At 62.6% G+C, this 24,145-nt stretch carries 22 protein-coding genes and 8 tRNA genes; 7 read left to right on the top strand and 23 right to left on the bottom strand.

Translation table 11 applies throughout. From position 1 onward, the window contains the following. The first annotated feature begins 1 nt into the window (after position 1). On the top strand, positions 2 to 763 hold the full coding sequence (locus GJ699_RS24570) for a hypothetical protein (protein WP_154381309.1): 762 nt from the start codon (positions 2 to 4) through the stop codon (positions 761 to 763). Here GJ699_RS24570 and GJ699_RS24565 read toward each other — a convergent pair. From GJ699_RS24565 to earP, 3 genes are all read right to left on the bottom strand, one after another. Next, the gene (locus tag GJ699_RS24565) at positions 760 to 2,361 is read right to left on the bottom strand and encodes an amidase (RefSeq protein WP_154381308.1); all 1,602 of its coding nucleotides are present in this window, start codon (positions 2,359 to 2,361) and stop codon (positions 760 to 762) included. The two genes, GJ699_RS24570 and GJ699_RS24565, sit on opposite strands and share 4 nt — an antisense overlap. Before the next feature lie 141 nt (positions 2,362 to 2,502). Continuing rightward, complete coding sequence (locus GJ699_RS24560) at positions 2,503 to 3,078, bottom strand: elongation factor P (protein ID WP_154381306.1); 576 nt, start codon at positions 3,076 to 3,078, stop codon at positions 2,503 to 2,505. Between the two features lie 112 nt (positions 3,079 to 3,190). Further along, positions 3,191 to 4,327, bottom strand: coding sequence for an elongation factor P maturation arginine rhamnosyltransferase EarP (gene earP / locus GJ699_RS24555; RefSeq protein ID WP_154381304.1), 1,137 nt, complete (start codon positions 4,325 to 4,327; stop codon positions 3,191 to 3,193). A 153-nt stretch (positions 4,328 to 4,480) separates the two neighbouring features. Between earP and GJ699_RS24550 the strand changes: the two genes are divergently transcribed. From GJ699_RS24550 to GJ699_RS24540, 3 genes are all read left to right on the top strand, one after another. Then, positions 4,481 to 5,386 (top strand): hypothetical protein, encoded by a 906-nt coding sequence (locus GJ699_RS24550; protein ID WP_154381302.1) that lies wholly within the window; start codon positions 4,481 to 4,483, stop codon positions 5,384 to 5,386. A 70-nt stretch (positions 5,387 to 5,456) separates the two neighbouring features. After that, complete coding sequence (locus GJ699_RS24545) at positions 5,457 to 5,759, top strand: hypothetical protein (protein WP_154381300.1); 303 nt, start codon at positions 5,457 to 5,459, stop codon at positions 5,757 to 5,759. Positions 5,760 to 5,769: 10 nt separating this feature from the next. Further along, on the top strand, positions 5,770 to 7,632 hold the full coding sequence (locus tag GJ699_RS24540) for a S8 family serine peptidase (RefSeq protein WP_154381298.1): 1,863 nt from the start codon (positions 5,770 to 5,772) through the stop codon (positions 7,630 to 7,632). Between the two features lie 45 nt (positions 7,633 to 7,677). Here the strand turns inward: GJ699_RS24540 and GJ699_RS24535 are convergent. The 18 genes from GJ699_RS24535 to apbC form a co-directional block, all read right to left on the bottom strand. Further along, positions 7,678 to 7,753 (bottom strand) — tRNA-Glu (locus GJ699_RS24535). A 35-nt stretch (positions 7,754 to 7,788) separates the two neighbouring features. Further along, a tRNA-Glu gene (locus GJ699_RS24530) sits at positions 7,789 to 7,864 on the bottom strand. A gap of 113 nt (positions 7,865 to 7,977) precedes the next feature. Beyond that, positions 7,978 to 11,739, bottom strand: coding sequence for a DUF3857 domain-containing protein (locus tag GJ699_RS24525; RefSeq protein ID WP_154381296.1), 3,762 nt, complete (start codon positions 11,737 to 11,739; stop codon positions 7,978 to 7,980). Positions 11,740 to 11,886: 147 nt separating this feature from the next. Beyond that, positions 11,887 to 12,459, bottom strand: coding sequence for a GNAT family N-acetyltransferase (locus tag GJ699_RS24520; protein WP_154381294.1), 573 nt, complete (start codon positions 12,457 to 12,459; stop codon positions 11,887 to 11,889). A gap of 6 nt (positions 12,460 to 12,465) precedes the next feature. Then, a complete protein-coding gene (locus GJ699_RS24515) occupies positions 12,466 to 12,972 on the bottom strand; it encodes a hypothetical protein (protein ID WP_154381292.1) in 507 nt (168 codons plus the stop codon). 4 nt (positions 12,973 to 12,976) lie between these two features. Further along, the gene (locus tag GJ699_RS24510) at positions 12,977 to 13,300 is read right to left on the bottom strand and encodes a low molecular weight protein tyrosine phosphatase family protein (protein WP_371867665.1); all 324 of its coding nucleotides are present in this window, start codon (positions 13,298 to 13,300) and stop codon (positions 12,977 to 12,979) included. A 109-nt stretch (positions 13,301 to 13,409) separates the two neighbouring features. After that, positions 13,410 to 13,485 (bottom strand) — tRNA-Glu (locus GJ699_RS24505). A 36-nt stretch (positions 13,486 to 13,521) separates the two neighbouring features. Next, positions 13,522 to 13,597, bottom strand: a tRNA-Ala gene (locus GJ699_RS24500). 46 nt (positions 13,598 to 13,643) lie between these two features. Next, positions 13,644 to 13,719: transfer RNA gene (locus tag GJ699_RS24495), tRNA-Glu, on the bottom strand. Between the two features lie 36 nt (positions 13,720 to 13,755). Then, a tRNA-Ala gene (locus GJ699_RS24490) sits at positions 13,756 to 13,831 on the bottom strand. A 40-nt stretch (positions 13,832 to 13,871) separates the two neighbouring features. Then, positions 13,872 to 13,947: transfer RNA gene (locus tag GJ699_RS24485), tRNA-Glu, on the bottom strand. 33 nt (positions 13,948 to 13,980) lie between these two features. Further along, positions 13,981 to 14,056: transfer RNA gene (locus GJ699_RS24480), tRNA-Ala, on the bottom strand. A gap of 85 nt (positions 14,057 to 14,141) precedes the next feature. Then, positions 14,142 to 15,563 carry a glutamate--tRNA ligase gene (gene gltX, locus GJ699_RS24475; RefSeq protein WP_154381288.1) on the bottom strand — a complete coding sequence of 474 codons (1,422 nt, stop codon included), beginning with the start codon at positions 15,561 to 15,563 and terminating at the stop codon, positions 14,142 to 14,144. Positions 15,564 to 15,592: 29 nt separating this feature from the next. After that, on the bottom strand, positions 15,593 to 16,000 hold the full coding sequence (locus tag GJ699_RS24470) for a VOC family protein (protein ID WP_154381286.1): 408 nt from the start codon (positions 15,998 to 16,000) through the stop codon (positions 15,593 to 15,595). Between the two features lie 108 nt (positions 16,001 to 16,108). After that, positions 16,109 to 17,224 (bottom strand): alanine racemase, encoded by a 1,116-nt coding sequence (locus tag GJ699_RS24465; RefSeq protein WP_154381284.1) that lies wholly within the window; start codon positions 17,222 to 17,224, stop codon positions 16,109 to 16,111. Positions 17,225 to 17,264: 40 nt separating this feature from the next. Then, positions 17,265 to 17,882: a TetR/AcrR family transcriptional regulator gene (locus GJ699_RS24460; RefSeq protein ID WP_154381282.1), complete on the bottom strand. Its 618-nt coding sequence runs from the start codon at positions 17,880 to 17,882 to the stop codon at positions 17,265 to 17,267. After that, positions 17,882 to 18,268, bottom strand: coding sequence for a DUF4399 domain-containing protein (locus GJ699_RS24455; protein WP_154381527.1), 387 nt, complete (start codon positions 18,266 to 18,268; stop codon positions 17,882 to 17,884). The genes GJ699_RS24460 and GJ699_RS24455 overlap by 1 nt, the downstream gene beginning before the upstream one ends. Before the next feature lie 12 nt (positions 18,269 to 18,280). Continuing rightward, on the bottom strand, positions 18,281 to 19,369 hold the full coding sequence (gene apbC, locus GJ699_RS24450) for an iron-sulfur cluster carrier protein ApbC (RefSeq protein ID WP_154381280.1): 1,089 nt from the start codon (positions 19,367 to 19,369) through the stop codon (positions 18,281 to 18,283). Positions 19,370 to 19,435: 66 nt separating this feature from the next. On the opposite strand from apbC, the gene metG reads away from it, so the two are divergent. The 3 genes from metG (at position 19,436) to GJ699_RS24435 (ending at position 22,529) form a co-directional block, all read left to right on the top strand. Continuing rightward, positions 19,436 to 21,634: a methionine--tRNA ligase gene (gene metG, locus GJ699_RS24445; RefSeq protein ID WP_154381278.1), complete on the top strand. Its 2,199-nt coding sequence runs from the start codon at positions 19,436 to 19,438 to the stop codon at positions 21,632 to 21,634. A gap of 10 nt (positions 21,635 to 21,644) precedes the next feature. Beyond that, a complete protein-coding gene (locus GJ699_RS24440; protein ID WP_154381276.1) occupies positions 21,645 to 22,124 on the top strand; it encodes a GNAT family N-acetyltransferase in 480 nt (159 codons plus the stop codon). A 90-nt stretch (positions 22,125 to 22,214) separates the two neighbouring features. Next, complete coding sequence (locus GJ699_RS24435) at positions 22,215 to 22,529, top strand: hypothetical protein (RefSeq protein ID WP_154381274.1); 315 nt, start codon at positions 22,215 to 22,217, stop codon at positions 22,527 to 22,529. 17 nt (positions 22,530 to 22,546) lie between these two features. Here the strand turns inward: GJ699_RS24435 and GJ699_RS24430 are convergent, their stop codons facing one another. Then, positions 22,547 to 23,488: a pyridoxamine 5'-phosphate oxidase family protein gene (locus tag GJ699_RS24430; protein WP_154381272.1), complete on the bottom strand. Its 942-nt coding sequence runs from the start codon at positions 23,486 to 23,488 to the stop codon at positions 22,547 to 22,549. A gap of 3 nt (positions 23,489 to 23,491) precedes the next feature. Next, positions 23,492 to 24,115: a glutathione S-transferase family protein gene (locus GJ699_RS24425; protein ID WP_154381270.1), complete on the bottom strand. Its 624-nt coding sequence runs from the start codon at positions 24,113 to 24,115 to the stop codon at positions 23,492 to 23,494. Positions 24,116 to 24,145 lie beyond the last annotated feature (30 nt).

The raw sequence follows: 24,145 nt of genomic DNA, 5'->3' as shown, positions 1-24,145 counted from the left end.
CATGCAAAAACTGATCTCCGAACTCAAACGACTGTACCTGCACGACTTCCACGACGATGAGCAGCTGGCGCGACACCTGCGCGGCGAACATACCATCAGCGTGGACCTGGCCCGTGGCGATCTGCAGCGCGCCATCGTCATCGACTTCCACAAGGCCGAGGGCGAGCAGCACTGGCTGCGCCTGTGCGACGTGGCCAACGCCATCCAGCAGGAACTGGAGCTGCCGGCACCGGCGGTGAGCGTGTCGGGCGGCGACAGTTACCAGTTGTGGTTATCGCTGGCGCAACCGCTCTCGCCAGACCAGGCCCGCCAGTTCCTGGCCTTGCTGCATAAGGCTTACTTTGAAGATGAGATTATCGACCTGGGACGCACGGCGGTCGAACTGCCGCCCTGCCAGCACGTAGCGACCGGGCTGTGGGCTGCCTTCATCAATCCCAGCATGGGCGGCGCGCTGGCCGAAGACCTGGGGCTGGAAGTCACGCCCAGCGAATCCGCGCAAGCAGGCTTCCTGGAAAAGCTGGACAGCATCAGCGCCGAAGCTTTCCAGCACGCGCTGGACAAGCTGCAAGCCAAGCACGCAGCATCCGATAGCGTGCCGGCACCGCTGCCGCTATCGCCCACCGCAAGGCCAAAACAGTCACACCACGTCAACAAACCGACGCCGGACCACCTGCTGCTGAAGGACGCCACGCTGGAAGACATCGTGCGCCACCTGCACGCGATGGGCATCGAGCCCACCTTCCGCCACGTCCTGAAAGACTAGCGCACCGCCAGCGACACGCTCGGCGGGAACTGCGGCGCGCGCCGGTGCAGCGTCGCCTGTTCATACGAATACGCCATGCGGATCAGCGCCGCCTCGCTGTAGGCCGCACCGACGAAGGACAAGCCCACCGGCAGCCCATGCACATACCCCGCCGGCACCGTGATGTGCGGATAACCCGCCACCGCCGCCGGCGACGAGAAGCTGCCGGTGAAGTGGTCGCCGTTGATGAAGTCCGTCAGCCACGCCGGGCCGCCGGTCGGTGCCACCAGCGCATCCAGCTGATGCTCCTTCATCACCTGGTCGATGCCCTCGGCGCGCGCGTAGCGGCGGTTGTTCGCCAGCGCGTCCTTGTATGCCTGCGATTCCAGCCCGCCCTTGGCCTGCGCCTGCTCCAAGTATTCCTGGCCGAAGTAAGGCAGCTCCTGCTGGCGATGCTGCTGGTTGAAGGCTATCAGCTCCGCCATATTGGATACCGGCGCGTTCGGCGCATACTCCTTCAGGTAGGCCGCCAGATCGGTCTTGAATTCATACAGCAGCACTTCGGTTTCGCTGTCGTTGTACTTGCTGACGTTGGGGACGTCGGCATCGACCAGCGTCGCGCCCTGCGCCTTCAGGTCCAGCAGCGCTTTTTCAATCACTGCATCCAGCTCGGCGTTATGGCCGAAGAAGTTGCGTGCCACGCCGATGCGCGCACCTTTCAAGCCGCCCTTGTCCAGCGCGGCGCGGTAGTCGCCTACCTTACCCACGCTTTCCTGCGTCACCGCGTCCTTCGGATCGACGCCAGTCATGGCCGACAACATCAGCGCCGCATCGGCCACGCTGCGCGCCATCGGGCCGGCGGTGTCCTGCGAATGCGCGATCGGGATGATGCCGCTGCGGCTCACCAGTCCCAGCGTCGGCTTGATGCCCACCAGCCCGCAGATCGAGGCCGGCGACACGATGGAGCCATCGGTCTCGGTGCCCACCGCCAGCGTCGCCAGCCCGGCCGCGATGGCAGCGCCGGAACCGGAGCTGGAACCGCTGCAATTGCGATCCAGCGAATACGGATTCAAGGTCAGGCCGCCGCGCGCGCTCCAGCCGCTGACCGAATGCGTCGAGCGCATATTGGCCCACTCGCTCAAATTGGTCTTGCCGATGATGACCGCGCCGGCCGCGCGCAGCTGCGCCGTCACATGCGCATCGCGCGCCGCGCGCACGCCAGCCAGCGCCAGCGAACCGGCGGTGGTGCTCATGCGGTCGGCGGTGGCGATGTTATCTTTCAGCAGAATCGGGATGCCGTGCAGCGGTCCGCGCACGCGTTTGAGGTTACGCTCGCGGTCCATTTCCAGCGCGATCTTCAGCGCTTCCGGATTGATTTCGATGATGGCGTTGAGGCGTGGACCGGACTTGTCGATGGTCTTGATGCGCGCCAGATATTGCGATGTCAGCGCATGCGAGGTCAGCTTGCCGGCCTCCATCATCTGCTGCTGCTCGTGGACGCCGGCGTCGAGGATGCCGCCCGTGCCCAGTTTGGCTGTCGGCGTCGCCGCCAGCACCCGGTTGCCTCCGCCAGCGGCCCCCGCCGCCAAGCCGATTTTTACGAAATCCCTGCGATCCATGCCATCCCCGTGGTTATCACTAATGCGCCGAATTTGTTGCGTCGCATTAATATATCAGAGGTTAACACTTCCACCACAAAAATTGATAAAAAAAAAGCACGCCGGCTTGCGCGCGGCGTGCTTCCATAGAAAGATTGCGTATTAGTTACGCACAACTTTCTTGAATTCGTTGGTGCGGGTGTCGATTTCCACAACGTCGTCTTGCGACACGAACAGTGGCACCTGGATGGTGAACTGTTTCGATTCGATCGCGTTTTCGATCTTGGCTTCCTTGGTCACGTTACCCGAGGTGTTGCCTTTAACAGCTGGTTCCGAGTAGATGATCTGACGCTGGATGGTGGTTGGCAATTCAACCGAGATCGCTTTACCGTCGTAGAACACGGCTTCGCATTCCATGCCGTCTTTCAGGTAGTTCAGAGCGTCGCCCAGGTTTTCTTCTTCGATTTCGTACTGTTCGTAGTCAGCATCCATGAACACGTACAGTGGGTCGGCGAAGTACGAGTAGGTCACTGGCTTTTTGTCCAGAACCACCACGTCGAACTTGTCGTCACCGCGGAACACGCTTTCGAAAGGAGCGTTGGTCAGCAGGTTTTTCATTTTCCACTTGTAGGTGAAGCCGGTGCGGCTCGAGCCGTTGACGTCGGAACGCAGGACGATGAATGGCTTAGCGTCAACCATAATAATGTTGCCGACGCGAATTTCTTTTGCTGGTTTCATAGCGATTCTACTTAATAAGGTGGTTGCGTAAAGATCATCGTCGCCTGACGGTTGATCGTAAAAAGCGGTACAGAGCTGAACCCGGCATTGTACCTGTTTTTTCGCTAAGCGCCTATCTCAGCGTGGCGGCAAACGCTAGCAAATTGGTGGCCAGATCACCGTGCGCCAGCATTTGTTGCTGCCATGCTGCGGCGCGGGCGGTGGCGTCACCGGCTTCCGCCGCCAGCGCCGCCCAGGAGGCGGCCCAGTTGTCGGATTCACCATGCACCGGCGCGCCGTTCCAGCGCAGCGAAAAATCGGCCAGCGCCGGTAGTTGCGGCGCGTAGCGCTGCAGGAAGGCACGCAGCTTCTTGTGATGCAGGTTTTCGTCCTGCGGGTAGATGTGCCAGATGAAGGGCTTGCCGGCCCACTGCGCGCGCACGAAGGAATCCTCGCCGCGCACGAAATTCAGGTCGCACGACCACAGCAACCGGTCGTAATCCGGCTGCGGCACGAACGGCAGCACCCGCACCGTCAGCGCGCCGCGCGTGGCCACCGTGCCGGCCACAGCGTCGCCGCCCATGTGGGCACGCACCGCCTCGCTCGCCACGCCTTCCGGCACCAGGCAGGTCAATGGCTGCGCGCCGTTCTGCCACGCCTCAAACAGCGCCGACACCGGCGCGTGCGGATAGCAGAACAGCGACACCTTGGTGGCCGCGATCTCCGGCGCCGTCAGTCCCAGCGAGCGCAGGAAAGCCGCCGGTTCGCACTGCGCCTGCAACTGCGCCAGTTCCGCCTCGCGCAGCAGGCCGCCGGTGTTGGCGGTAAAGCCGGGGAAGAAGAAATGCTTCATCAAGCCGCGATTCTGCAGCGATGGCAGGCGGTGGCAACCCTCCACCCACTCCTCTGCCGTCAGTCCCTCCAGGTTGAACCACAGCGGACGCGGCTCGCACTGCGCCATGGCGTCGATGTAGCCGGGCGGAAGGTCGACCGCGAAGAATTCCACCACGATGTCCGCCACCTGGGCCGGCGCGTAGACGCCGTCCTGATCGCGCCAGTGGCGCACCGTCACGCCCTCCAGCTGCTGGCGCTCGGCCTGCGTATCGACCGGCGGGCAGATGCGGCGGAAGCTGACCAGATCGTCCACGTACAGCGTGACGGCCAGGCCATGCTCGCGCACCAGCTGGCGCGCCAGGCGCCAGCAGATGCCGATATCGCCGTAGTTGTCGACCACGCGGCAAAACAGGTCCAGGCGGTGGAATTTCATCATGTATTCGTGCAGGAAAAATCGAGGCTGGATGATACCCGATTAACGCCGGACGGCCACCAAGAATACCAAAACTTCAGGTTCGGGCTTCAGTCCAATCCTACCAGTGCGGCGCAAGGCGCCGGCTGTCCACGCTATCAATAACCAGGAGATGTCATGAACGAGTTTCAACAATATTACGGACAACAACTACTCCCGCAACAACTGGGTGAACTGGCTCCACAGGGCTTCTTTGGCGGCCTGCTGGGCGCGCCACTGGGCGGCCTGATCGGGCGCGGTATCGGCGGCCTGTTCGGTAACGCCAACCTCGGCCGCAGCATCGGCCAGGCGGCCGGTGGCATCGGCGGCTCGCTGCTTCCGTTCGGCACCGACCCGGTGGCCGCCGCCTACGCGCAACAGGCGCAGCAACAGCAACTACTGCAGCAGGCGCAGCTGGGCCAGTTGGGTCAACTGGCGCCGCAAGGCTGGTTCGGCAACATCATCAAGAATGTCGCGCGGCCGCTGGGCGGCGCGATCGGCGGTGCCTTCGGCAACTCGGGCCTGGGCAACACCATCGGCGGTATCGCCGGGCAGTTGGGCGGCATGCTGCCGTTTGGCGTCGACCCGGTGGCTGCGGCCTATGCACAGCAAGGGCTGGCGCCGCAAGGCTGGATCGGCGACCTGATCCGCAAAGCCCATCCCTACACCGGCATCATCAGCCCCTTCATTCCATCGCCGCACAATTTGCTGCCGTTCGGCGTCGATCCGGTCAGCGCCGCCTATGCGCAGCAGGAAGCGCTGGCCCAGCAGGGACTGGCGCCGCAGGGCTGGTTCGGCAACATCATCAAGAGCGTCGGCCAGCCGCTGGGCGGCGCCATCGGCGGCATCTTCGGTAACTCCGGCCTCGGCAACACCATGGGCGGCATCGCCGGCCAGTTGGGCGGCATGCTGCCGTTTGGCGTCGATCCGGTGACGGCGGCCTACGCGCAGCAGCAGGCACAACTGGCGCAGCTGGCCCAGCTGTCGCAACTGGCGGCCCAGCAAGGCAACAGCGCGCTCTACGGTCAAACCACGCTGCATTGACGCAGCACATTCCCTTCAACCCTCCGGCGGCCCTGGCTGCCGGAGGGCGCTGCCTTTTTAGGAGAGCTTCATGCCCGATCCCTTCCCCGATGCACCGGCGCAACCCGACAAGGCCCGCTTCCTGGTCCATGCCGCGCGCGGTGCGCCGCTCAACGATTTCCTCACGGTGGCCGCGATCGATCCCGACATCGCCGTGATCGATCTGATCGGCCCGCGCGAACGGCCGCACACCGCCGTGGTGGAAATCAGTCTCGACAAGGCGCGCCTGCTGGATCAGCACTTTCGCCAGACCGGCTCGCCCACCCATCAATTAACGATAGAACCGGACCGGCCGTTGTCGCTATTCGACAGCGGCCCCTTCGATTCCTTTTGAAAGGAACATCATGCCCAAGACTACCAATGGCGGCAGCGTCACGCCGCCCGATCCCACCAGCGGCGGCGAGGCCCGCCCCACCGCCGTGCCAGCAGACGCGGTCAGCGCCAGCGCCGACAACAGCGACACCACGCCACACACCAACGGCCGCGCCGACACCAGCGGCCGCAACGTCAGCGCCCGCAAGAAACAGTATGTGATCGCGCCGCGCCAGGGGCAGGACGGCTTGCAGACGCTGGGACTGCAACCCCTGCAATTCGCCGCGCTGGAGCAGGCGCTGCGCGACAGCAGCGATATCGAAGTGGTCGACAAAGTCGGCCCCAAATCCGTGCTGGGCACGCTGGCCGATGGCATGGGCGGCGGCCAAGGCGTGCTGGTGGCGCGCATGACGGAGCAGAAAGCCGTCGCCCTGCACCAGCAAGGCCAGGGCCGGCTACTGGTCGAACACGATCAGCATCTGAACCTGATGGACCCGCAACTGCGCCAGCCGGTCATGGTCACCGGCGTGGCGCCCACCGATAGCAGCGGGCCGGTGCTGAACGCCATCATCAGCGTGATCGGCAAGGATGGCGCGCCGCAGGCCAACGCCGAAGTGTCGCTGTTCGGCAGCATGCTACCGGCCAGCGGCGTGACCGACGTCAACGGCCAGGTCACGCTGTCGCTGTTTGGTGAAACCCGCGACACCGTGCGTGGCCTTTATGTCAAACCCAAGGCCGACTACTGGAGCTTTTACCAGAGCGATCCCGACATCAGCAACGAGCAAGCCAATGTGGTGGCGCTGCGCGCGCTGTCGGATTGGCCGGCGCTGGCCGGCTTTCCGCGTCAGCGCGCCTACGGCTGGGGACAGAAAGCGATGCGACTGGATCAGCTGCCCGGCAACTATCGCGGCCAGGGCGTGAAGATCGCCATCATCGATTCCGGCGCCGCCACCAGCCACGACAATCTGCACGGCATCCACGCCGGCTTCGACGTGATCAACAAGAAGACCAATCCCAACAGCTGGGACCAGGACACGCTGGGCCACGGCACCCACTGCGCCGGCGTGATCGCGGCGGCCGACATCGCCAGCGGCATACGCGGCTTTGCGCCGGACGCCGAAGTCCATGCCTGCAAGCTGTTCCCTGGCGGCCAGGTCAGCCAGTTGATCGACGCGCTGGAATACTGCATCGAAAAACAGATCGACGTGGTCAACCTGTCGCTGGGCGGGGCCGACGTGTCGGAAGCGCTGGAACAGCAGATCCTGCGCGCCAAGCGGGCCGGTGTGGCGTGCATTGTCGCGGCCGGCAACTCGGGCGGCGCGGTGCAGTATCCGGCCTCGTCGCCCAATGTGCTGGCGGTGGCCGCCATCGGCAAGCTGGACGAATTCCCGGCCGACAGCTATCACGCGCAAACGCTGGACAGCAACGTCGACGCCTACGGCTACTTCACTGCCAAGTTCAGTTGCTTCGGACCGCAGGTGGCGGTGTGCGCGCCGGGCGTGGCCATCACCTCCTGCGTGCCGCCGAATAACTTCGCGGCCTGGGATGGCACCTCGATGGCAACACCACACGTGACCGGGCTGGCGGCGCTGACGCTGGCCCATCATCCGGAATTGCAGACGCCGCAGTACAAGCCGCGCGGCCCCGAACGCGTGGAGCGGCTGTTCCAGATCATCCGCGCCAGCGCGCGCCGGGTCAGCCAGGGCGACCCAAGCCGGGTAGGCTACGGCTTGCCGGACGTGTTACTGGCGGTGGGGCTGCAAACGCAGCCGGCACAGCCGGCCATGCAACCGCAGCAGATGATGCCGATGATGATGCCAGCCTACGATCCGTTCGCGCTGGGCATGTTGCCCTACTACCGGCCGCCGATCGGCTACGCGCCGCTGGCGTGGTGAGGGCTGAAATGCAAAAAGCCGCACTAGGCGGCTTTTTGCATGATTTGGCGTCCCCACGGGGATTCGAACCCCGGTACTCACCGTGAAAGGGTGATGTCCTAGGCCTCTAGACGATGGGGACAGAAACTGTCCGTACTGGCCATTGGAAATGTCTTTTGGCGTCCCCACGGGGATTCGAACCCCGGTACTCACCGTGAAAGGGTGATGTCCTAGGCCTCTAGACGATGGGGACATTTCCAAGGCGCGTATTATGGCAGCGTCATTCCCCGAACGCAATAGCAAACCCTTGTTTTTGCTGAAAAAACACAGCAAGATTGGCAGGTCTGCAACGCCTGCCCGCTCCGCTCAGTGCGGCGCCGCCTCGGTGCTGGCCGCACTGGCAACCTTGCCGGTCGCCAGCTTGGCCCAACGCTCGGCCTGGCCCGCATCTTTCGCCACGCCGATGCCATTCGCGTAGTATTGGCTGAGCAATTCAGCCGCATTGGCCACACCGGCGTTGGCCAGCTTGGTGAAGGAATCAATCACGCGCTCCACCTCCTTCTTGCCCGGATCATCGCGCATCACCAGATCGTCAAAATAGATACGGCCGTAGAGGTTGCCCGCGTCGGCGGCCTGGCGCAGGAAGTTGCGCGCCTTGCGGCTATCTTTCTCGACACCGAGACCATTGGAATACGCCAGCCCCAGCTGGAACTGCGCCATCGAATCGCCCGAGGCGGCGGCCGACTGCCACAGCCCCACCGCCGTGGTCGCATCCTTCTTCTCGCCACGGCCGTAGGCGTACAGGTAGCCGAGGATAGCCTTGCCGTGTACGCTGCCACCATCGATGGCGCGACGCGCCCAGTAATTCGCCATCGGGTAATCGACCGCCACGCCCTCGCCGTTCAGGAACACGTCGGCCAGCTCGCTCTGCGCATTGTCGTTGCCCAGCTCGGCGGCATCGGTGAGATAGCGGCGCGCGATCGCTCCATCCATCGGCACGCCGGTGCCGCGACGGTAGCGCCAGCCAATATTACGGGAAGCATAAAAATCGCCAATCTCGGCAGCCTTGGAGATCCATTCGATACTCAGTGCTTCCGAGCGCTCGACGCCCTCGCCGCTTTCATACATCACACCCAACGAATTCATCGCGCCGGTATCGCCGTGCTCGCCGGCCTGGCGGAACAGCGCCGCCGCCCGCTGCACATCTTTGGAAACGCCGCTGCCGTCCTGATACTTGGCCGCCAGCGCTTTCATGGCCGCACCGTGGCCGCGTGCCGCCGCGCGTTCCAGCAATTCCAACGCCTTGCGCGATTCACCCTCCTGATCAGCGATCATGCCGTTGCGATAATCGGCGTCGCCATAATCCGCGTGCCACAGTTCCCCCAATGCCTGATGCAACTGCGGCGTGCCGAAAATGCCGTGCATGCGCACCCAGTTCAAGGCCTTGCGCGCGCCCGCCACATCGCCGCCCGCATAACGCTGCTGGGCGATGTAGAACCAGGCATCGCTGAGCATGCGGTCGCGCTGGTCAAACTGCTGACGATCGGCGTACGCCAGCAAGGCATCCTCCTTGAGCTTGCCCAACTGATAGGCCAGCACCGGGCGCGGCCACGGCCCCTCGGCATAGCGGGCGGCGCGGTTACGCAGATCGGCCGGCAGCGGCTTGCCGGTACGCGCATACAGCGCCAGCACCTGCGTCAGGTCGTACACATCCAGCGCGCCCGATTTGATGCGCGCGGCGATGTAACGCTGACTGGCCTCGAGCGCGCCATCGGCATTGCCGGACAAGGCTCGCGCCCAGGCCAACTCCGCCAGCAAGGCATCATCATCCTTCAGCGGCGCGTCCGCCTCGTAAAAGGTCTGGGCGCGTTCGTAGTCTCCCCAGGCAAAGTCCAACTGCGCCAGACAGCGGCGGATGCCGCGCTGTTGCATGTATTTTTCCATGGCCGTCACCCCCTGGCGCAGCAGACGACCGGCCGCGCCGTTGATGGGACGCAGGTCCACCGCGTCGGCGGCCGCAGCGCAGAACTGCTGCAACTGCGCCGCGTCACCGAGTTGCGAGAAGTCGAAATGGCGCATGCGCTCGCCATCGACGATGGCATTGCGCACTGCGGCCAGATGCCGCAGCGGGATGGTGCGCCCATCCTCTTTCACCGTCGCATACTCGGGCAAGCGGAAGCTGGCTTCCATCGCCGTATTCAGTTGCTTGGCGGCTTGCTGCAGGGCTGGCACATCGGCGGCAGGCACGGTGCTGCTGCTGACCATGTAATCCACCAACAGCTCGGTGCGATTGCCGATGATCGAATACTCCTGATGCATGGAGAAATGCGGATTCTCGATATCCCGCGCAGCAGACGAACCCACCATGCGCATGTCGCCCGGCCAGTCGATCTGCAAGCGATAGCGGTGATGGGTGGGCGCCAGCGCCAGTGGGAAGTTGCGCGTCACCTTGCCCGGCACCTGCAAGGTGCCGGCGACTACCTTGGTGTCGTAATCGATGGAGTAGACGTCATCCTTCTTGGTAATCGGCTTGGGCAGGTCGTACTGGACGATCACCTGATAGGTATTGGCCTCCGCATCATCGACAAAGCGCGGCTTGCCGTTCAGCGTCGCGCCCGGATACTGTTTGTCCAGCAGCGCGATCAGCTCATTGCGCGTTTCGCGCTCGGACAGGCCCGCATAATGCTCGCGTGCCCAGTTGGCCCAGCGTGCGCGGTAGGTCTCGGTCAGATCCAGCTTGCCCGGACCGTCCATCGCCACCACGCTGATTTTTTCGGTGACATCGAAGGTCGGCTGCTCCAGCCGCTCCGGCGGCAGTGGCGCCAGCGCGGTGGTGGCGCCATCCACCACCAGGCCCAGGCCATCCGGCAACACCACCGGACGCTGACTGATCGGGCCACGCTCGCTGCTGCGGGTGGGATCGACAAAGTAGACCTTGCCATCCAGCTCCAGGCGCACGATGGCATGGTCGAACCAGGTCGCGGTCGGCAGCACCTTGCCCGGCACCTTCGGCCCCTGCGCATTGACCAGCACCGGCCGGGCCGCAATACCCAACTGATTCAACATGGTCGTCAGCAGATAGCTCTTGTCCTTGCAATCGCCGTAGCGATGCTTGAGCACCACATCCGGCGCCTGCGGACGGTGCGAGTTCTCGCCGATCGACACGCTGAAATAACGAATCTCATCCTGCACCCAGCGCAACGCCTCGCTGGCCTGCGCTTCCAGCGTGGGCTGCTTGCGGAAGGTCGCCACCAGCTTGTCCAACTCCGGCGAACGGCTCGGCTGCGGGAACAGCGTATTGGCCCACGCGGCGACGCCGTGCCAGTCCGCGTAAGGGCTGAACTGGATCATGCGAATCGGGAGATAGTCCGAACTGATCGCCGCCTCGGACTCCACCGCATCCACGCCGCGCAGCTCGAAGCGCAAGCGCTCCTGATTGCCGACCGTGTCGACTTCGGGTTTGATTTCATCCTTGCGGAAATCGCCTAGCTGGCGCCAGTACAGCGGCTTGTCCTTGGGATGCGTGACCGTCAGCCGTATCAGCTCGATCGGCTCATCCGATTCCAGCGAAAACTCGCCCGACCACGCATTGCCGAACACCGGGTTCTCGCCCTCCACGCTGTACACCACCCACAACGCATCACCGATGCGCACATCATCCATCAGCAACTGCGCCGAGCGGGCGCCGCCATACATGCCCTGCTCCAGTCCCTGCTCGCGGTCCAGCAAGCGGATATTCACCGTCGCGGTACGATCCAGCACCTCGCCGCCGCGCAGGATCGCCACCTTGTGCAGCGACAGCTTCTGATGCTTGGGCAAGTAATTAATCGCAAACTGCCCGATGCGCGACAACGAACTGCGCTCATTCACCTGAATGACGCGACTGCGCAGCACCACCGGCGTCGGCGCCACCCGCACTTGCGTGTCCGACAGCCGCAACACCACCGGATCTTCGCGCTTGGTGGCGGGCGCATCGGCCAGCGGCGCCGCCCAGGCCGGGACCGGCGTGCCGCGAGCAAAGGTGGGATCATCACTGGATTTAGTCGCCGCAGGCTTGACCGGCGCGGCGTGAAGGACAGATGCGCCAGACAACAGCGCGGAAAGCAGAATCAGGGAAGGAATACGCATCAGAAAATAGTTTGCCTCTGGGTTGGAGCCATACAGCCCATACCACCCAGCATAACATATTGCCAAAATGGAAAAATGCGTACTTTGTCACGCCTGGTGGCGCAAATATACTAGTTCGACTCGGCAACTATCGTGATAGGCCCGTATTCAATCCTCGATGGTTCGCGGATTAATCAAGGAGGTGAGCACGTGATCGGACCAGCGCCCATTAATTTTCAGGTAGCTCTTCGCCAGCCCTTCCCTCTCAAACCCTAGTCGCTGAAGCAATATCTCGCTCCTGCGGTTTTCAGGCTGGTAATTTGCCATTATCCGATGCAGCCCATGCGTTTGGAAAACGCTCGGAATCGCTGTCTTCAGCGCCTCAAACATCAAGCCACTGCCCTGATGCCGCTGCCCAAGGGAGAAACCGAGGTGGCACGCTTGGAAAGGACCATAGACGATGTTCGTGAAGCCACACTGACCAATAACTTCTAAGCTCCCGTGCCTCTTGATGAGCCAATGCACAACGGTCCCGTTGGCGATTTGCGCTACCAAATCGTGCATCTGGAGCTCGACACTAGAGGTTGTATAAAATTCTTCTGAACGAAGAGGCTCCCATGCGCTTAAGTGATCGCGGTTTAATTTACGGTATTCCAATACAGCAGCGCAGTCATCCAGCGTCGGGTACGCCAGTACTAGACGCTCTGTTCCCATTGCGAGGAAAGGTCCTTTGATTTTCATGGCTGATTAGACACTGCGGCCAGCACGTCGGCTTAAATCGATGCCGAGTGCGGCTTTGCGCAGGCGGCGATTGCGCAGCACATAACGCACCGACGCTGAAGTGTCGTACATGAGTTGGTAGTGGTAATAGTTGATATGCTCTAGCACGGCGAACAGGAAAATCCCGAGCGGCCATGCCAATTGCGCGCTCCACCCGGAACGCGCTATCTCGACAATGAATCCGAGCGCGACTGCGCCGAACAGCACAAGATTGGATACTTTGAATGAGTTGAACAACTGCTTAAAGTAACCTGGCAACGGGGCCGACGCGGACAGCGCGCTATGTTTCAGTTGCCAATACAGCGCGCCCTGCACCAGCAGGTAGCTGACCGAGAACAGCGCCGACAGCCCCAGCGGCCAATGCACACCCGCCTCAGACTTGCGCCAATCCAGAATGAAAACAATCGGCAACACCACCGCGGCCAAGGCTTCCATCCCGCGCAAGTAGTTGAATCGGCTGCTCAGTCTATGCATGGAGTTAGCCCAAAAATCTGCCAGCCTTCGCCTTCAGCAGACGGATCAACTCAGGCTGCATGTATTCGTAGTCGTCTGGAATATCGAGACAGATCACGCGCTTGCCGTTCAGGTGCCTGGAGAATTTTGCGGACAGCCGGTTGCGATGCGCTTTTTCCATCACAAAAATCAGATTCGCCCATTCGATTTGCTCAGACGACAGCGGCACGTTGGCGTCATTGCCCAGTCCTGCCGAGTCGGTTTCCACGCCCGGCCAACTGGCGAATACATTTTCCGCAGTCGGACTGCGCAAGCGGTTTTGGGTACAAATGAATAAGGCGCGTTTGATCTGCATATCGGGCAAGCTTATCATTTCGATCAGCTTGAAGATGCACGCATTGTCACGGCGCTAAAAACAAAAAAGCCGCTACATGGCGGCTTGATCACTTACGCTGTTTTGGCGTCCCCACGGGGATTCGAACCCCGGTACTCACCGTGAAAGGGTGATGTCCTAGGCCTCTAGACGATGGGGACCAAGGAACTGCTGATTGACTGTATTCTACGCGATATTGGTGGAGGTAAGCGGGATCGAACCGCTGACCTCTTGCATGCCATGCAAGCGCTCTCCCAGCTGAGCTATACCCCCCGGGCGTAGAAAACATTTACTGCAAACCGACCAACGTTGGCATCGCTGGCGTCCCCACGGGGATTCGAACCCCGGTACTCACCGTGAAAGGGTGATGTCCTAGGCCTCTAGACGATGGGGACCTCGGAACTACCTTACTGCTATCATCCTCTGTGCGGTGGTGGAGGTAAGCGGGATCGAACCGCTGACCTCTTGCATGCCATGCAAGCGCTCTCCCAGCTGAGCTATACCCCCTCTGGCACAGATTGTTACTACTAACCAGCCTTGGCGAAGCTGGCGTCCCCACGGGGATTCGAACCCCGGTACTCACCGTGAAAGGGTGATGTCCTAGGCCTCTAGACGATGGGGACCTTGGAACTACCGTACTACTTTCTCTGCAAACTTGGTGGAGGTAAGCGGGATCGAACCGCTGACCTCTTGCATGCCATGCAAGCGCTCTCCCAGCTGAGCTATACCCCCGTTTGCGCGAGAGACAAGAGTATAGCAGAGGCGCCGTATATTGCAAATACCCTTTTGCAACTTTGCCCCTGCTTCAATCAACAAATCAGAGGAACTTTGCCAAGCGCGCCACAACCGTGTCGCGACCGAAGATTTCCAGCACGGCGTCGATTGCCGGCGTCTGCAGCTGACCAGTAATAAAGAGACGCAGCGGCATCGCGATTTGCGGCATCTTCAGACCATGCGCAGCCAGCACTTCTTTAATCATCGCGGCCAGCGCGGCCTTGTTCCACTCCACCGTTTTGCAGCGCTCGGCGAAATCGGCCAGCGCCGGTTTGACTGCATCGGTGACATGCTGGGTCAGCAGCGCGGCATCCGGTTGCGGCTCGCGGTAGAACAGCATGGCGGCATCGGCCAGTTCGTTAACGGTGTTGGTACGCTCTTTCAGCAGACCCAGCACGACCGCCAGCGCCGGCGCGCCGTCGAACACGGCGCCGTTGGCCTGCATGCGCGGCTGTGCCAGGGCAGCCAGGCGTTCGTTGTCGGCCTGCTTAATATAGTGGTTGTTCAGCCAGTTCAGTTTTTCGATATTGAATTGCGCGGCCGAGTTGGACAGGTGGCTGCCATCGAACCACTGGCACACCTGCTCCATCGAGAATACTTCGTCGTCGCCGTGGCTCCAGCCCAGACGCGCCAGGTAGTTCAGGATGGCTTCCGGCAGATAGCCTTCGGCCGGATATTGCATGACGTTGACCGCGTCCTTGCGCTTGGACATCTTGGCGCCGTCCGAACCCAGAATCATCGGCAGGTGGCCGTACTCAGGCAGCTCGGCACCGATGGCGCGCAGGATGTTGATCTGGCGTGGCGTGTTGTTGACGTGGTCGTCGCCGCGCAGCACGTGGCTGATCTGCATATCCAGGTCGTCGATGGCGACGCAGAAGTTGTAGGTCGGCGTGCCGTCCGGGCGGGCGATCACCAGATCGTCCAGCTCTTTATTACCGATGGTGATCGGGCCTTTGACGAAGTCGTTCCAGGTTACCTCGCCATCCAGCGGGTTCTTGAAGCGCACCACTGGCTTGCGGCCTTCCGGAATCGCCGGCAGCACTTTGCCCGGCTCTGGACGCCAGGTGCCGTCGTAGCGCGGCTTTTCGCCGGCGGCGGTGGCGCGGTCGCGCATCGCCTGCACTTCTTCCGGCGACGAGTAACAATGATAGACGGTGCCGGCTTCCAGCATCTGCGCCACCACTTCGCGGTAGCGGTCCATGCGTTTCATCTGATAGAACGGGCCTTCGTCGTGACTCAGACCCAGCCATTCCATGCCTTCGATGATGGCCTGCACCGCTTCCGGGGTCGAGCGCTCCAGGTCGGTGTCTTCAATCCGCAGCACGAAAGTGCCGCCGAAGTGACGGGCGAAGGCCCAGGAGTACAGCGCCGTGCGGGCGCCGCCGAGGTGGAGATAGCCAGTCGGGCTAGGAGCGAAACGGGTGCGGACTGGCTTGGCTGGTGCCGGTGTTGGAACATTCGTCATCGAAGTAAAAAGCTGAGATATAAAAGCAGCTATTTTACAGCGTCGGCGCGGGCTTGGCGTTCAAAGCTGGCGCGGTACCGCTGCTCGGCGTCGGCACGGGTGTTCATTTCGAACAACAGACCGCCGGGCGCTTCGCAGAAGAAGCGCGTGCCGCGTTCGTGGTGGAACACCTCGGTTTTCATGGTCACGCCCTGCGTCCGCAAGCGTTGATACAGTTCGCGCACCGCGTCCGCCGACGGTAATTCAAAGCCGAGATGGAAGTTGTGCGGCCACGTCACCGTGTGGTCCTTGGCTTCGATGACGATGTCGAAGCCGCCGCGCTTGAGCATGGCGGCGGCCGGACCGAGGTACTCCTGCGTGCAATCGAGGTGGCGCACGAAGAAAGCGGCGGTGGCGGGCACATCGCTGGAAGGGAAGCTGAGATGGTTGAATTTCATGGGTCTGACTCCTGTGGTTGAAGTCATCAGAATAAGACCCGGACGCCCTGCCCTCAACTCGCTTTCCGGCGCCCTGCCGCACGGGCCGGGACGCCGCTTTGCTCACATTTACCAGCCGCTGAAGCGCGGCCAGACCTGCCAGTCGCCGCCGTTTTGCGGGATCACGTGGTACTGACCGTGCTGCGCGGCGGTGGCGCAGGCGTGGTTCGGCAGCACGCGCAGGCTGGTGCCGACCGGGTAGCGCTGGGCGACGCTGACGTCCGGCGCGCCACGCCATTGCAGCACGCCGTGTTCCTGATTGGCCTTGCCGAAACCCAGCTCGGGCAGTGGCTGGCCATCGGCGTCGCAGACCATGCCGTAGCCGTGGTGGTCGTGGCCGAGGTCGCGGCTCATCGCCATCCAGCCGCCATCGGTGATGATCCAGCCCTTGTCCTGCTGGTGGCCGATGACGGTGCACAGCACGCTGATGGCCACTTCGTCGACGCGGCATACGCCCACGTCCACCATCACCATGTCGAAGAACACGTAGACGCCGGCGCGCACCTCGGTCACGTCTTCCAGATGGGCCGCGCTCAACGCGGTGGGCGTGGAGCCGACGCTGACCACCGGGCAGGCGTGACCGGCGGCGCGCAGACGCGTAGCCGCCGCGACACAGCGCGCGCGTTCCTGCTCAGCCATCGCGGCCAGCGCTTCGGGGGTATTGAGATCGTAGGATGCGCCGGCGTGGGTCATCACGCCCTTCAGGTGCGCACCGCCGTTCAGCGCCGCAGCGATTTCCAGCAGCACCGGATCATCCGGCTTGACGCCGGAACGATGGCCGTCAGTATCGATTTCGATCAGCGCCTCATAGCAGACGCCGTGCTCGGCGCCATGCGCAGCCAGTTGCTGCGCCATCGCCGACGATTCCACCAGCAGCGTCAGGCGCAGGCCAGCGCGGATCAACTTGAGCGCGTGGTTCAGCTTGTTCGGCACGATGGCCACCGCGTACAGGATATCGTCGATGCCGGCGCCAAAGAACTCCTCAGCCTCTTTCAGCGTCGAGACGGTAATGCCGCGCGCACCCGCCGCAAGCTGACGCCGCGCCACTTCCAGGCATTTGCTGGTCTTGACGTGCGGCCGGAACGCCACGCCCAGCTGATCCATGCGCCCCTGCATGCGCGCGATATTGCGCTGCATGCGTGCCTCATCCAGCAACAAGGCCGGCGTTTCCAATATAGCGTCCATACTCAACTCCCCTATCCGAATTTAGATATTTTATCCAAATTTAGATAAATCCGCCAATTCTGTGCAAATAACCAAAAGCGGCGGCCTGGACGCGAAGCGCCAGATCCGCCACATCGCGCTCACCGCGCTGGCCAGCAGCATCGACCAGGCCACGAATGATGATGAACAGATCGGCCGCAGCCACATTGCGACGCGCCGGATCGCGCAAGGCGGCTGGCGCATCCGGCTTGTCCAGCGCGGTTTGCAGCAACTCGGCAAAGCCGGACTTGCCATCCATTGCGGCGCGAATCTCGGCGCGGTCTTCCTCCTGATCCAGCAACCGCGCCAGATTCGGTCGTGTCAATTGCTGGCGCACACCGGCGTCGATGAAGGCCGCCAGCGCTTCGCGGCACGCGGGCAAGGCCGCCGCTGCGGCGGCGTCCGCATGCGCCTTGGCCTCCTCGCGCTGTAGTAGCGCCAGGGTCAAGGCATCTTTACTGGGGAAATATTGATACAGTGAGCCGATGCTGGCGCCGGCGCGGCGCGCGATCGCGTTGGTGTTGAAGCCTTCCAGCCCCTCTTCCTCCAGCACCAGCGCCGCCGCTTCGAGGATGGCGTCGACGGTGTGGGTGGCGCGACGCTGGCGAGGCGCCTTGCGCGGGCCGAGTGCGGCTGGCATTACTTGACGGTGATTTTGATTTCCTTGTTCATGCCGGCGCCGTAAGCCTGGTGCAGACCGTTGGCAAATTGCATGGTCAAGGTGTAGTTCCCCGGTGGCAGATTCAGCTCGGTTTCGGTCTGGCCCTTGCCAAAGTGAATGTGCTTGTCGTCGACCGGAATCACCTCGCCGGCCTTGATGGGCACGGCGTTAATCAGCAGATGATGATGGCCGGTATTGGCGGTCATGTCCCCGGCCGGCTTGATGCTCATGCCGGACACGGCGAACTTGACCTTGAACGGACTGCTGACCGTCGCGCCATTGGCCGGCTCGACAAACGACACCGATTGTTGCGCCAGCGCGCCAGCACTCAGGCTCAGCAGGACCGCCGCCAATAACGGCTTCATCATGATGCCTCCTTAGTCGTTTTTAACGACGATGGTCGGGAACTTGCTGGTCATGTCCTTGGCTTTTTCCGCCACCTGCACCGCCACCTTGCGCGCGATGGCCTTGTAGATTTCGGCCACTTTACCGTTCGGATCGGCCACCACGGTCGGCTTGCCGGAATCGGCCTGCTCGCGGATCGCCATGGTCAACGGCAGCGCGCCCAGGAAGTCGACACCGAAGTCCTGACACATCTTCTCGCCGCCGCCATGGCCGAAGATCTCTTCCGCATGGCCGCAGTTGGTGCAGATGTGCACGCTCATGTTTTCCACCACGCCCAGAATCGGGATGCCGACTTTCTCGAACATCTTCAGACCCTTGCGCGCATCCAGCAGCGCGATGTCCTGCGGCGTGGTCACAATAACCGCGCCGGTGACCGGCACTTTCTGCGACAGGGTCAGCTGAATGTCGCCGGTGCCCGGCGGCATGTCGACGATCAGATAGTCCAGATCGCGCCAGTTGGTCTGCTCCAGCAGCTGTTGCAGCGCCTGGGTGACCATCGGGCCGCGCCACACCATCGGCTCGTCCGGATCAATCAGGAAACCAATCGACGACACTTGCACGCCGTAGTTCTCCAGCGGCTCCATCGACTTGCCATCCTTGGTCTCGGGACGACCGGACACGCCCATCATCATCGGCTGCGACGGGCCATAGATATCGGCGTCCAGCAGGCCGACCGAGGCGCCCTCGGCGGCCAGCGCCAGCGCCAGGTTGGCGGCGGTGGTCGATTTGCCGACGCCGCCCTTGCCGGAGGCCACGGCAATGATGTTCTTCACGTTGACCATCGGCTTCAGGCCACGCTGCACAGTGTGCGCGATGATCTTGCTATACACGCTGACGCTGATGTTGCCCGCGCCCGGCAGGGTTTTCAGGCCGGCGATCACGCTGCTGCGGATGGCATCGATCTGGCTGTTGGCTGGGTAACCCAATTCTATGTCCAGCGAAATATCGCTACCGTCGACCTTCAGATTCTTGACCGACTTGCCGGACACGAAATCCTTCGTTGTATTTGGATCAACAATTTTGGACAGGGCTGCCTTGACGTCTTCTACTCCGATGCTCATGTAACTCTCCGTTAAATATGTCGCCATTCTAGCGCAACCTGCGCAATCACCGCATCCGCTGTTAAAATGCTCCTTTTCCACCCAAAAAGTGCAACAACCATGACCCGCAAGCTGTTCGTCACCACTGCCCTGCCCTACGCTAACGCCGCTTTCCATATTGGCCACATGATGGAGTACATCCAGGCCGACATCTGGGTACGGTTCCAGCGAATGCAGCGCGACGGCGACGCTCCACGCGAGGTGCACTTTGTGGGCGCCGACGACACCCACGGCACGCCGATCATGATCGCCGCCGAAAAGGAAGGCATCACGCCACAGGAATTCGTGGCCAAGATCGCCGCCGGCCGTGCCCAGTATCTGGACGGCTTCCATATCGCCTTCGATAACTGGTACTCGACCGATTCACCGGAAAACGTCGAACTGTCGCAGGGCATCTACCGCAAGCTGCGCGATGCTGGCCTGATCCAGACCAAGACCGTGGACCGTTTCTTCGACCCGGTCAAGGGCATGTTCCTGGCCGACCGCAACATCAAGGGCGAATGCCCGAAATGCGGCGCCAAGGACCAATACGGCGACAACTGCGAGGTGTGCGGCGCGGCCTACCAGCCGACCGACCTGGTTAATCCATTCTCGGTGTTCACCAACGCCACGCCGGTGCTCAAGCCGTCGGAACAGTATTTCTTCAAGCTGTCGGACAAGCGCTGCTACGAGTTCCTGAAGGAATGGCTGAACACCCCGGGCCGCTTGCAGCCGGAGATGGTCAACAAGGTCTCCGAATGGCTGGGCGAAGCCGGCGAAAAGCTGGCCGACTGGGATATCTCGCGTGACGCGCCCTACTTCGGCATTCCGATTCCGGACGCGCCGGGCAAGTACTTCTACGTCTGGCTGGACGCGCCGGTTGGCTATCTGGCCTCGCTGAAAAATTACTTCGACAAGAAGGGCCTGGACTACGACGCCTTCCTGCGCGATTCCAACACCGAACAGATTCACTTCATCGGCAAAGACATCGTGTCGTTCCACCTGCTGTTCTGGCCGGCGATGCTGAAGTTTGCCGATCACCCGACCATCGAGCGCATGCGCGTGGCGGTGCACGGTCACCTGACGGTCAACAACGAAAAAATGTCCAAGTCGCGCGGCACCGGCATCTCGCCGCTGCGTTACCTGAACCTGGGCATGAATCCGGAATGGCTGCGTTACTACATCGCCTTCAAGCTGAACTCCAAGGTGGAAGACCTGGACTTCACCGGCGAAGACTTCGTGGCGCGTGTGAATTCCGACCTGATCGGCAAGTACGTCAACATCGCGTCGCGCTGCGCTGGCTTCATCGCCAAGAAGTTCGACGGCAAGCTGGCGTCCAGCCTGTCCGACAACGCGCAGACGTGGATCAAGCGTGCGCTGGTCAACGAGCAAGGCGTCGAGCGCCAGGCCAATATCGCCGCCAACTTCGAGGCGCGCGAATTCGGCAAGGCGCTGCGCGAAATCATGGAAATCGCCGACTTCGCCAATCAGTACGTGGATGAAAACAAGCCGTGGATTCTGGCCAAGGACGAAGCCAAACTGGCCGAGCTGCACGATGTCTGCACCACTGCGCTGATCCTGTTCCGTCAACTGTCGATCCTGCTGTCGCCGGTGCTGCCGGGCGTGGCCGCCAACGTGGCCAAGTTCCTCAACGACGACCAGTTCGTCTGGACCGATACCGACGTCGCCAGCGGCGTGGTGTCCAGCAAGCTGCTGGGCCGCACCATCGGCGCTTACGATCACCTGATGAAGCGCGTTGAGCCGAAAATGATCGAAGACCTGTTCGACGCGCCTGCAGCCGGCGCCGCGCAAGCCGCAGCGCCAGCCGTCAAAGCCGAGAAGCCAGCTAAAGCCAAGGCCGCGCCAGCAGTGGCCGTGACCGAAACCGGCATCGAAGTGATGGCGCCGGAAATCACCGTGGACGACTTCTTCAAGGTCGACCTGCGCATCGCCAAGATCGTCAACTGCGAACACGTGGAAGGCTCGGACAAGCTGCTGCGCCTGACGCTGGATGCCGGCGAAGGCCGTCACCGCAATGTGTTCTCCGGCATCAAGTCGATGTACCAGCCGGAAGACCTGATCGGCAAGCTGACCGTGCTGGTGGCCAACCTGGCACCGCGCAAGATGAAGTTTGGCGTGTCGGAAGGCATGGTCATGGCAGCCTCGGCGGCGGATGAGAAAGCCAATCCAGGCATCTACATCCTGAATCCATGGCCGGGCGCCGAGCCTGGCATGCGCATTCGTTAAGGACCATGGCATGGACCTGCGAGTGCGTGAAGCAACGAAGGATGATGCCAGACTGATCGCCGAGCTCACGCGTGCCGCGTGGGCCGGCAAGGTGAGCGTCACTTCCAGTGGACACCGCGAAACCGCCGTCATCGTCGCAGAGAACCTGCGCGATGGCGGCGGTTTTGTTTTGGAGCTGGACCAGCGGGCGGTGGGGTCGGTGCGCTGGCTGCCGCTGGAGGCCGAGCCCGGCGTGTGGGAAGTGTGCCGCATGGGCGTGCTGCCCGAGCATCGCGGCACCAATCTGTCGCAGCATTTGCTGGAGGCGGTGATTCACCACGGCCTGGCGGCCGGCGTGCAGGAGGTGCGGCTGGCGGTGCGCGCCGACCAGCCCAAGCTGATCGACTTCTACACCGCCTACGAGTTCGAACTGGCCGAGGCGCTGGAGTATTCACACGCCAATCCGCTGGAACCGGCTCCGTTCGTCATGCGGCGCTCGCTGCGGCACTGACCGCCTGCTGTCTGACCGCATCACAGGGCGTGCTCCTACGCGCCCGGCCCGCTCCACGCCTCACAATGAGCACTTCGTATGGAGGTCATCATGAAGATGCACATTGCAATCCTGGTCGCCTGCCTGAGCACTGGCGCCTGGGCACAGAGTGAGCCCGATCCGGCCGTGAAAAGCGCTGATGGCAAGACCACGCCAGCCAAGCAGAAAGCGGCCAAATCACCCTGCGCCGGCATGCAGGGCGGCGTAGACGCCAGCGGTGGCGAAAGCGTCGAGCAGCACAGCAAGACCAGCAAGGCCACCGCCAACAACAGCGCCGCCTGCGGCAAGCATAATGGCAAGGCAGACAAGCCGGAGGCCGCGCCCACTACCGCCAATCCGCAAGACGATCCGGTGACACGCAAATAGCTCGGCACCGCCACGCCTTACCAGGTGCCGGTGCGCATCAGTTGCGCGGCGGGTACCGGGGTGGTCCAGCGGAACGGAAGCGCCCCGGCGTTGCGCACCACTTCGCGCACTTGGAAGCGCAGCAGGCGTTCGGCGCCGGCAAACCCTTCTACCTCCGGACCATCCCAGACGATCTCCGCGTCCACCGTCACATGCAGCAAGTCGCCGCTGCTGAAGTCGATGAATAGCAGGCCGGCACGCGGCTCGGCGGCCAGGTTGCCGAGCGTGTTGAAGAAGAAGTTGCCGATGAATTCGGGTGAGGTCAGCGTGTGGTCGTCGTCCACGCGAACGAAGCCAGGTCGGCCGCCGCGATGCGACACGTCCACGCCGCGCCCGCGCCCTGCATTGGCCGCCACGTTGGCGCTGGCGATGAAGAAGGTGTCGGCGCGCGCGATCAATTCGCGGTCGGCGGCAGACAATGCCGCGCGGCGCTGCACCTGCACTTCACGGCCAGCAGATGGCACCGCCGTGTGCTCGCGCTGCTGGATGTATTTTGGGCAGTTGCCAAAGCTTTGCCGGACGGCGATACGCATCCCTGGCTGGTCCAGCGCTACGATCTCGCCGTTGACGCGATTGCGGCGGCGCGTCTCCGGCGCCATGCCCAGCCCGCCAACATGGGCTCCCACATGCAGCTGGCCTTGCAGCGGATCGCCCGCCAGCAGGCCGCCGCTGATGCTGAGCGTGCCCGCGTCCGGCGTGTGGATGAAGCCGGGGTCGCCGGCCAGCACGGTCGCCCACGGCTGACCGGCCGCGTCCAGCGCGCCCAGGAAGAAGAACGGCAACTCGGCGTAAAACTCACGGTGCTGCTCTGGCATGTGATCGCGGATGAAGGGTTCGACGCGAACGGTATGCTCGCGCGCGCCAACGCGCTCCTGGATTTCAATCTCATGCGCGTGGAACGGGGACGAGATCGCATTCATTGCTTATGCCTCCTCGGGCGCGAGACCGGCAGGTGTGGCGCGCATCGGCACAAAGCCTGGCAGCGCGCGGATATTGCCCAACCATGCGCGGATGTTGGGATACGGTTTCAGCGACACGCCGCCCTCCGGCGCGTGGGCGATGTAGCTGTAACCAGCGATGTCGGCAATGCTGGCGTGTTCGCCCACCAGCCAGCGGCGCCCGGCCAATTCCTGCTCAAGCACGTCGAACAATCGCACCGCCGTGATTTGGGCGCGCTCGTGGTCCAGCGGCGCGCCAAACACCGTCACCAGCCGCGCGGCTGCCGGGCCGTAGGCGACTTTGCCGGAAGCGGTCGATAGCCAGCGCTGCACGTTGGCGGCCGCTACCGGATCACGCGGCAGCCAGCGCCCGCTGTCGTCGTATTTCGAGGCCAGGTAGACCAGAATGGCGGTGGAATCGGCCAGCACCACGTCACCGTCTTCCAGTACCGGGATTTCACCGAAGGCGTTGCGGGCCAGATGCACGGCGCCACGGTTTTCGCGCGCGGCCATGTCGATCTCGATGAACTCGTAGGGCAGCCGCAGCAGGTTGAGCATCAGCTCGGCGCGGTGGCTGTGGCCGGACAGGTGGAAGCCGTACAGTTTCATGTTGTTTTCCCGAATGGTGGTTGGATGAGG

The organism is Duganella guangzhouensis, assembly GCF_009674535.1.
GTDB classification, from domain to species: domain Bacteria; phylum Pseudomonadota; class Gammaproteobacteria; order Burkholderiales; family Burkholderiaceae_D; genus Rugamonas; species Rugamonas guangzhouensis.
The sequence above is the reverse complement of the archived record's forward strand: the minus strand, read 5'-3'. Positions and strand labels throughout refer to the sequence as shown.

Coding starts and splice junctions, on each gene's coding strand:
- GJ699_RS24460 (WP_154381282.1), bottom strand. CDS start 17,882: ATGCCAGCCGCACTCGGCCCGCGCAAGGCGCCTCGCCAGCGTCGCGCC.
- GJ699_RS24435 (WP_154381274.1), top strand. CDS start 22,215: ATGAAGATGCACATTGCAATCCTGGTCGCCTGCCTGAGCACTGGCGCC.
- GJ699_RS24465 (WP_154381284.1), bottom strand. CDS start 17,224: ATGGACGCTATATTGGAAACGCCGGCCTTGTTGCTGGATGAGGCACGC.
- GJ699_RS24560 (WP_154381306.1), bottom strand. CDS start 3,078: ATGAAACCAGCAAAAGAAATTCGCGTCGGCAACATTATTATGGTTGAC.
- gltX (WP_154381288.1), bottom strand. CDS start 15,563: ATGACGAATGTTCCAACACCGGCACCAGCCAAGCCAGTCCGCACCCGT.
- GJ699_RS24540 (WP_154381298.1), top strand. CDS start 5,770: ATGCCCAAGACTACCAATGGCGGCAGCGTCACGCCGCCCGATCCCACC.
- GJ699_RS24550 (WP_154381302.1), top strand. CDS start 4,481: ATGAACGAGTTTCAACAATATTACGGACAACAACTACTCCCGCAACAA.
- GJ699_RS24430 (WP_154381272.1), bottom strand. CDS start 23,488: ATGAATGCGATCTCGTCCCCGTTCCACGCGCATGAGATTGAAATCCAG.
- metG (WP_154381278.1), top strand. CDS start 19,436: ATGCTCCTTTTCCACCCAAAAAGTGCAACAACCATGACCCGCAAGCTG.
- GJ699_RS24455 (WP_154381527.1), bottom strand. CDS start 18,268: ATGAAGCCGTTATTGGCGGCGGTCCTGCTGAGCCTGAGTGCTGGCGCG.
- GJ699_RS24525 (WP_154381296.1), bottom strand. CDS start 11,739: ATGCGTATTCCTTCCCTGATTCTGCTTTCCGCGCTGTTGTCTGGCGCA.
- GJ699_RS24520 (WP_154381294.1), bottom strand. CDS start 12,459: ATGAAAATCAAAGGACCTTTCCTCGCAATGGGAACAGAGCGTCTAGTA.
- GJ699_RS24565 (WP_154381308.1), bottom strand. CDS start 2,361: ATGGATCGCAGGGATTTCGTAAAAATCGGCTTGGCGGCGGGGGCCGCT.
- GJ699_RS24570 (WP_154381309.1), top strand. CDS start 2: ATGCAAAAACTGATCTCCGAACTCAAACGACTGTACCTGCACGACTTC.
- GJ699_RS24545 (WP_154381300.1), top strand. CDS start 5,457: ATGCCCGATCCCTTCCCCGATGCACCGGCGCAACCCGACAAGGCCCGC.
- GJ699_RS24440 (WP_154381276.1), top strand. CDS start 21,645: ATGGACCTGCGAGTGCGTGAAGCAACGAAGGATGATGCCAGACTGATC.
- earP (WP_154381304.1), bottom strand. CDS start 4,327: ATGATGAAATTCCACCGCCTGGACCTGTTTTGCCGCGTGGTCGACAAC.
- GJ699_RS24515 (WP_154381292.1), bottom strand. CDS start 12,972: ATGCATAGACTGAGCAGCCGATTCAACTACTTGCGCGGGATGGAAGCC.
- apbC (WP_154381280.1), bottom strand. CDS start 19,369: ATGAGCATCGGAGTAGAAGACGTCAAGGCAGCCCTGTCCAAAATTGTT.
- GJ699_RS24470 (WP_154381286.1), bottom strand. CDS start 16,000: ATGAAATTCAACCATCTCAGCTTCCCTTCCAGCGATGTGCCCGCCACC.
- GJ699_RS24425 (WP_154381270.1), bottom strand. CDS start 24,115: ATGAAACTGTACGGCTTCCACCTGTCCGGCCACAGCCACCGCGCCGAG.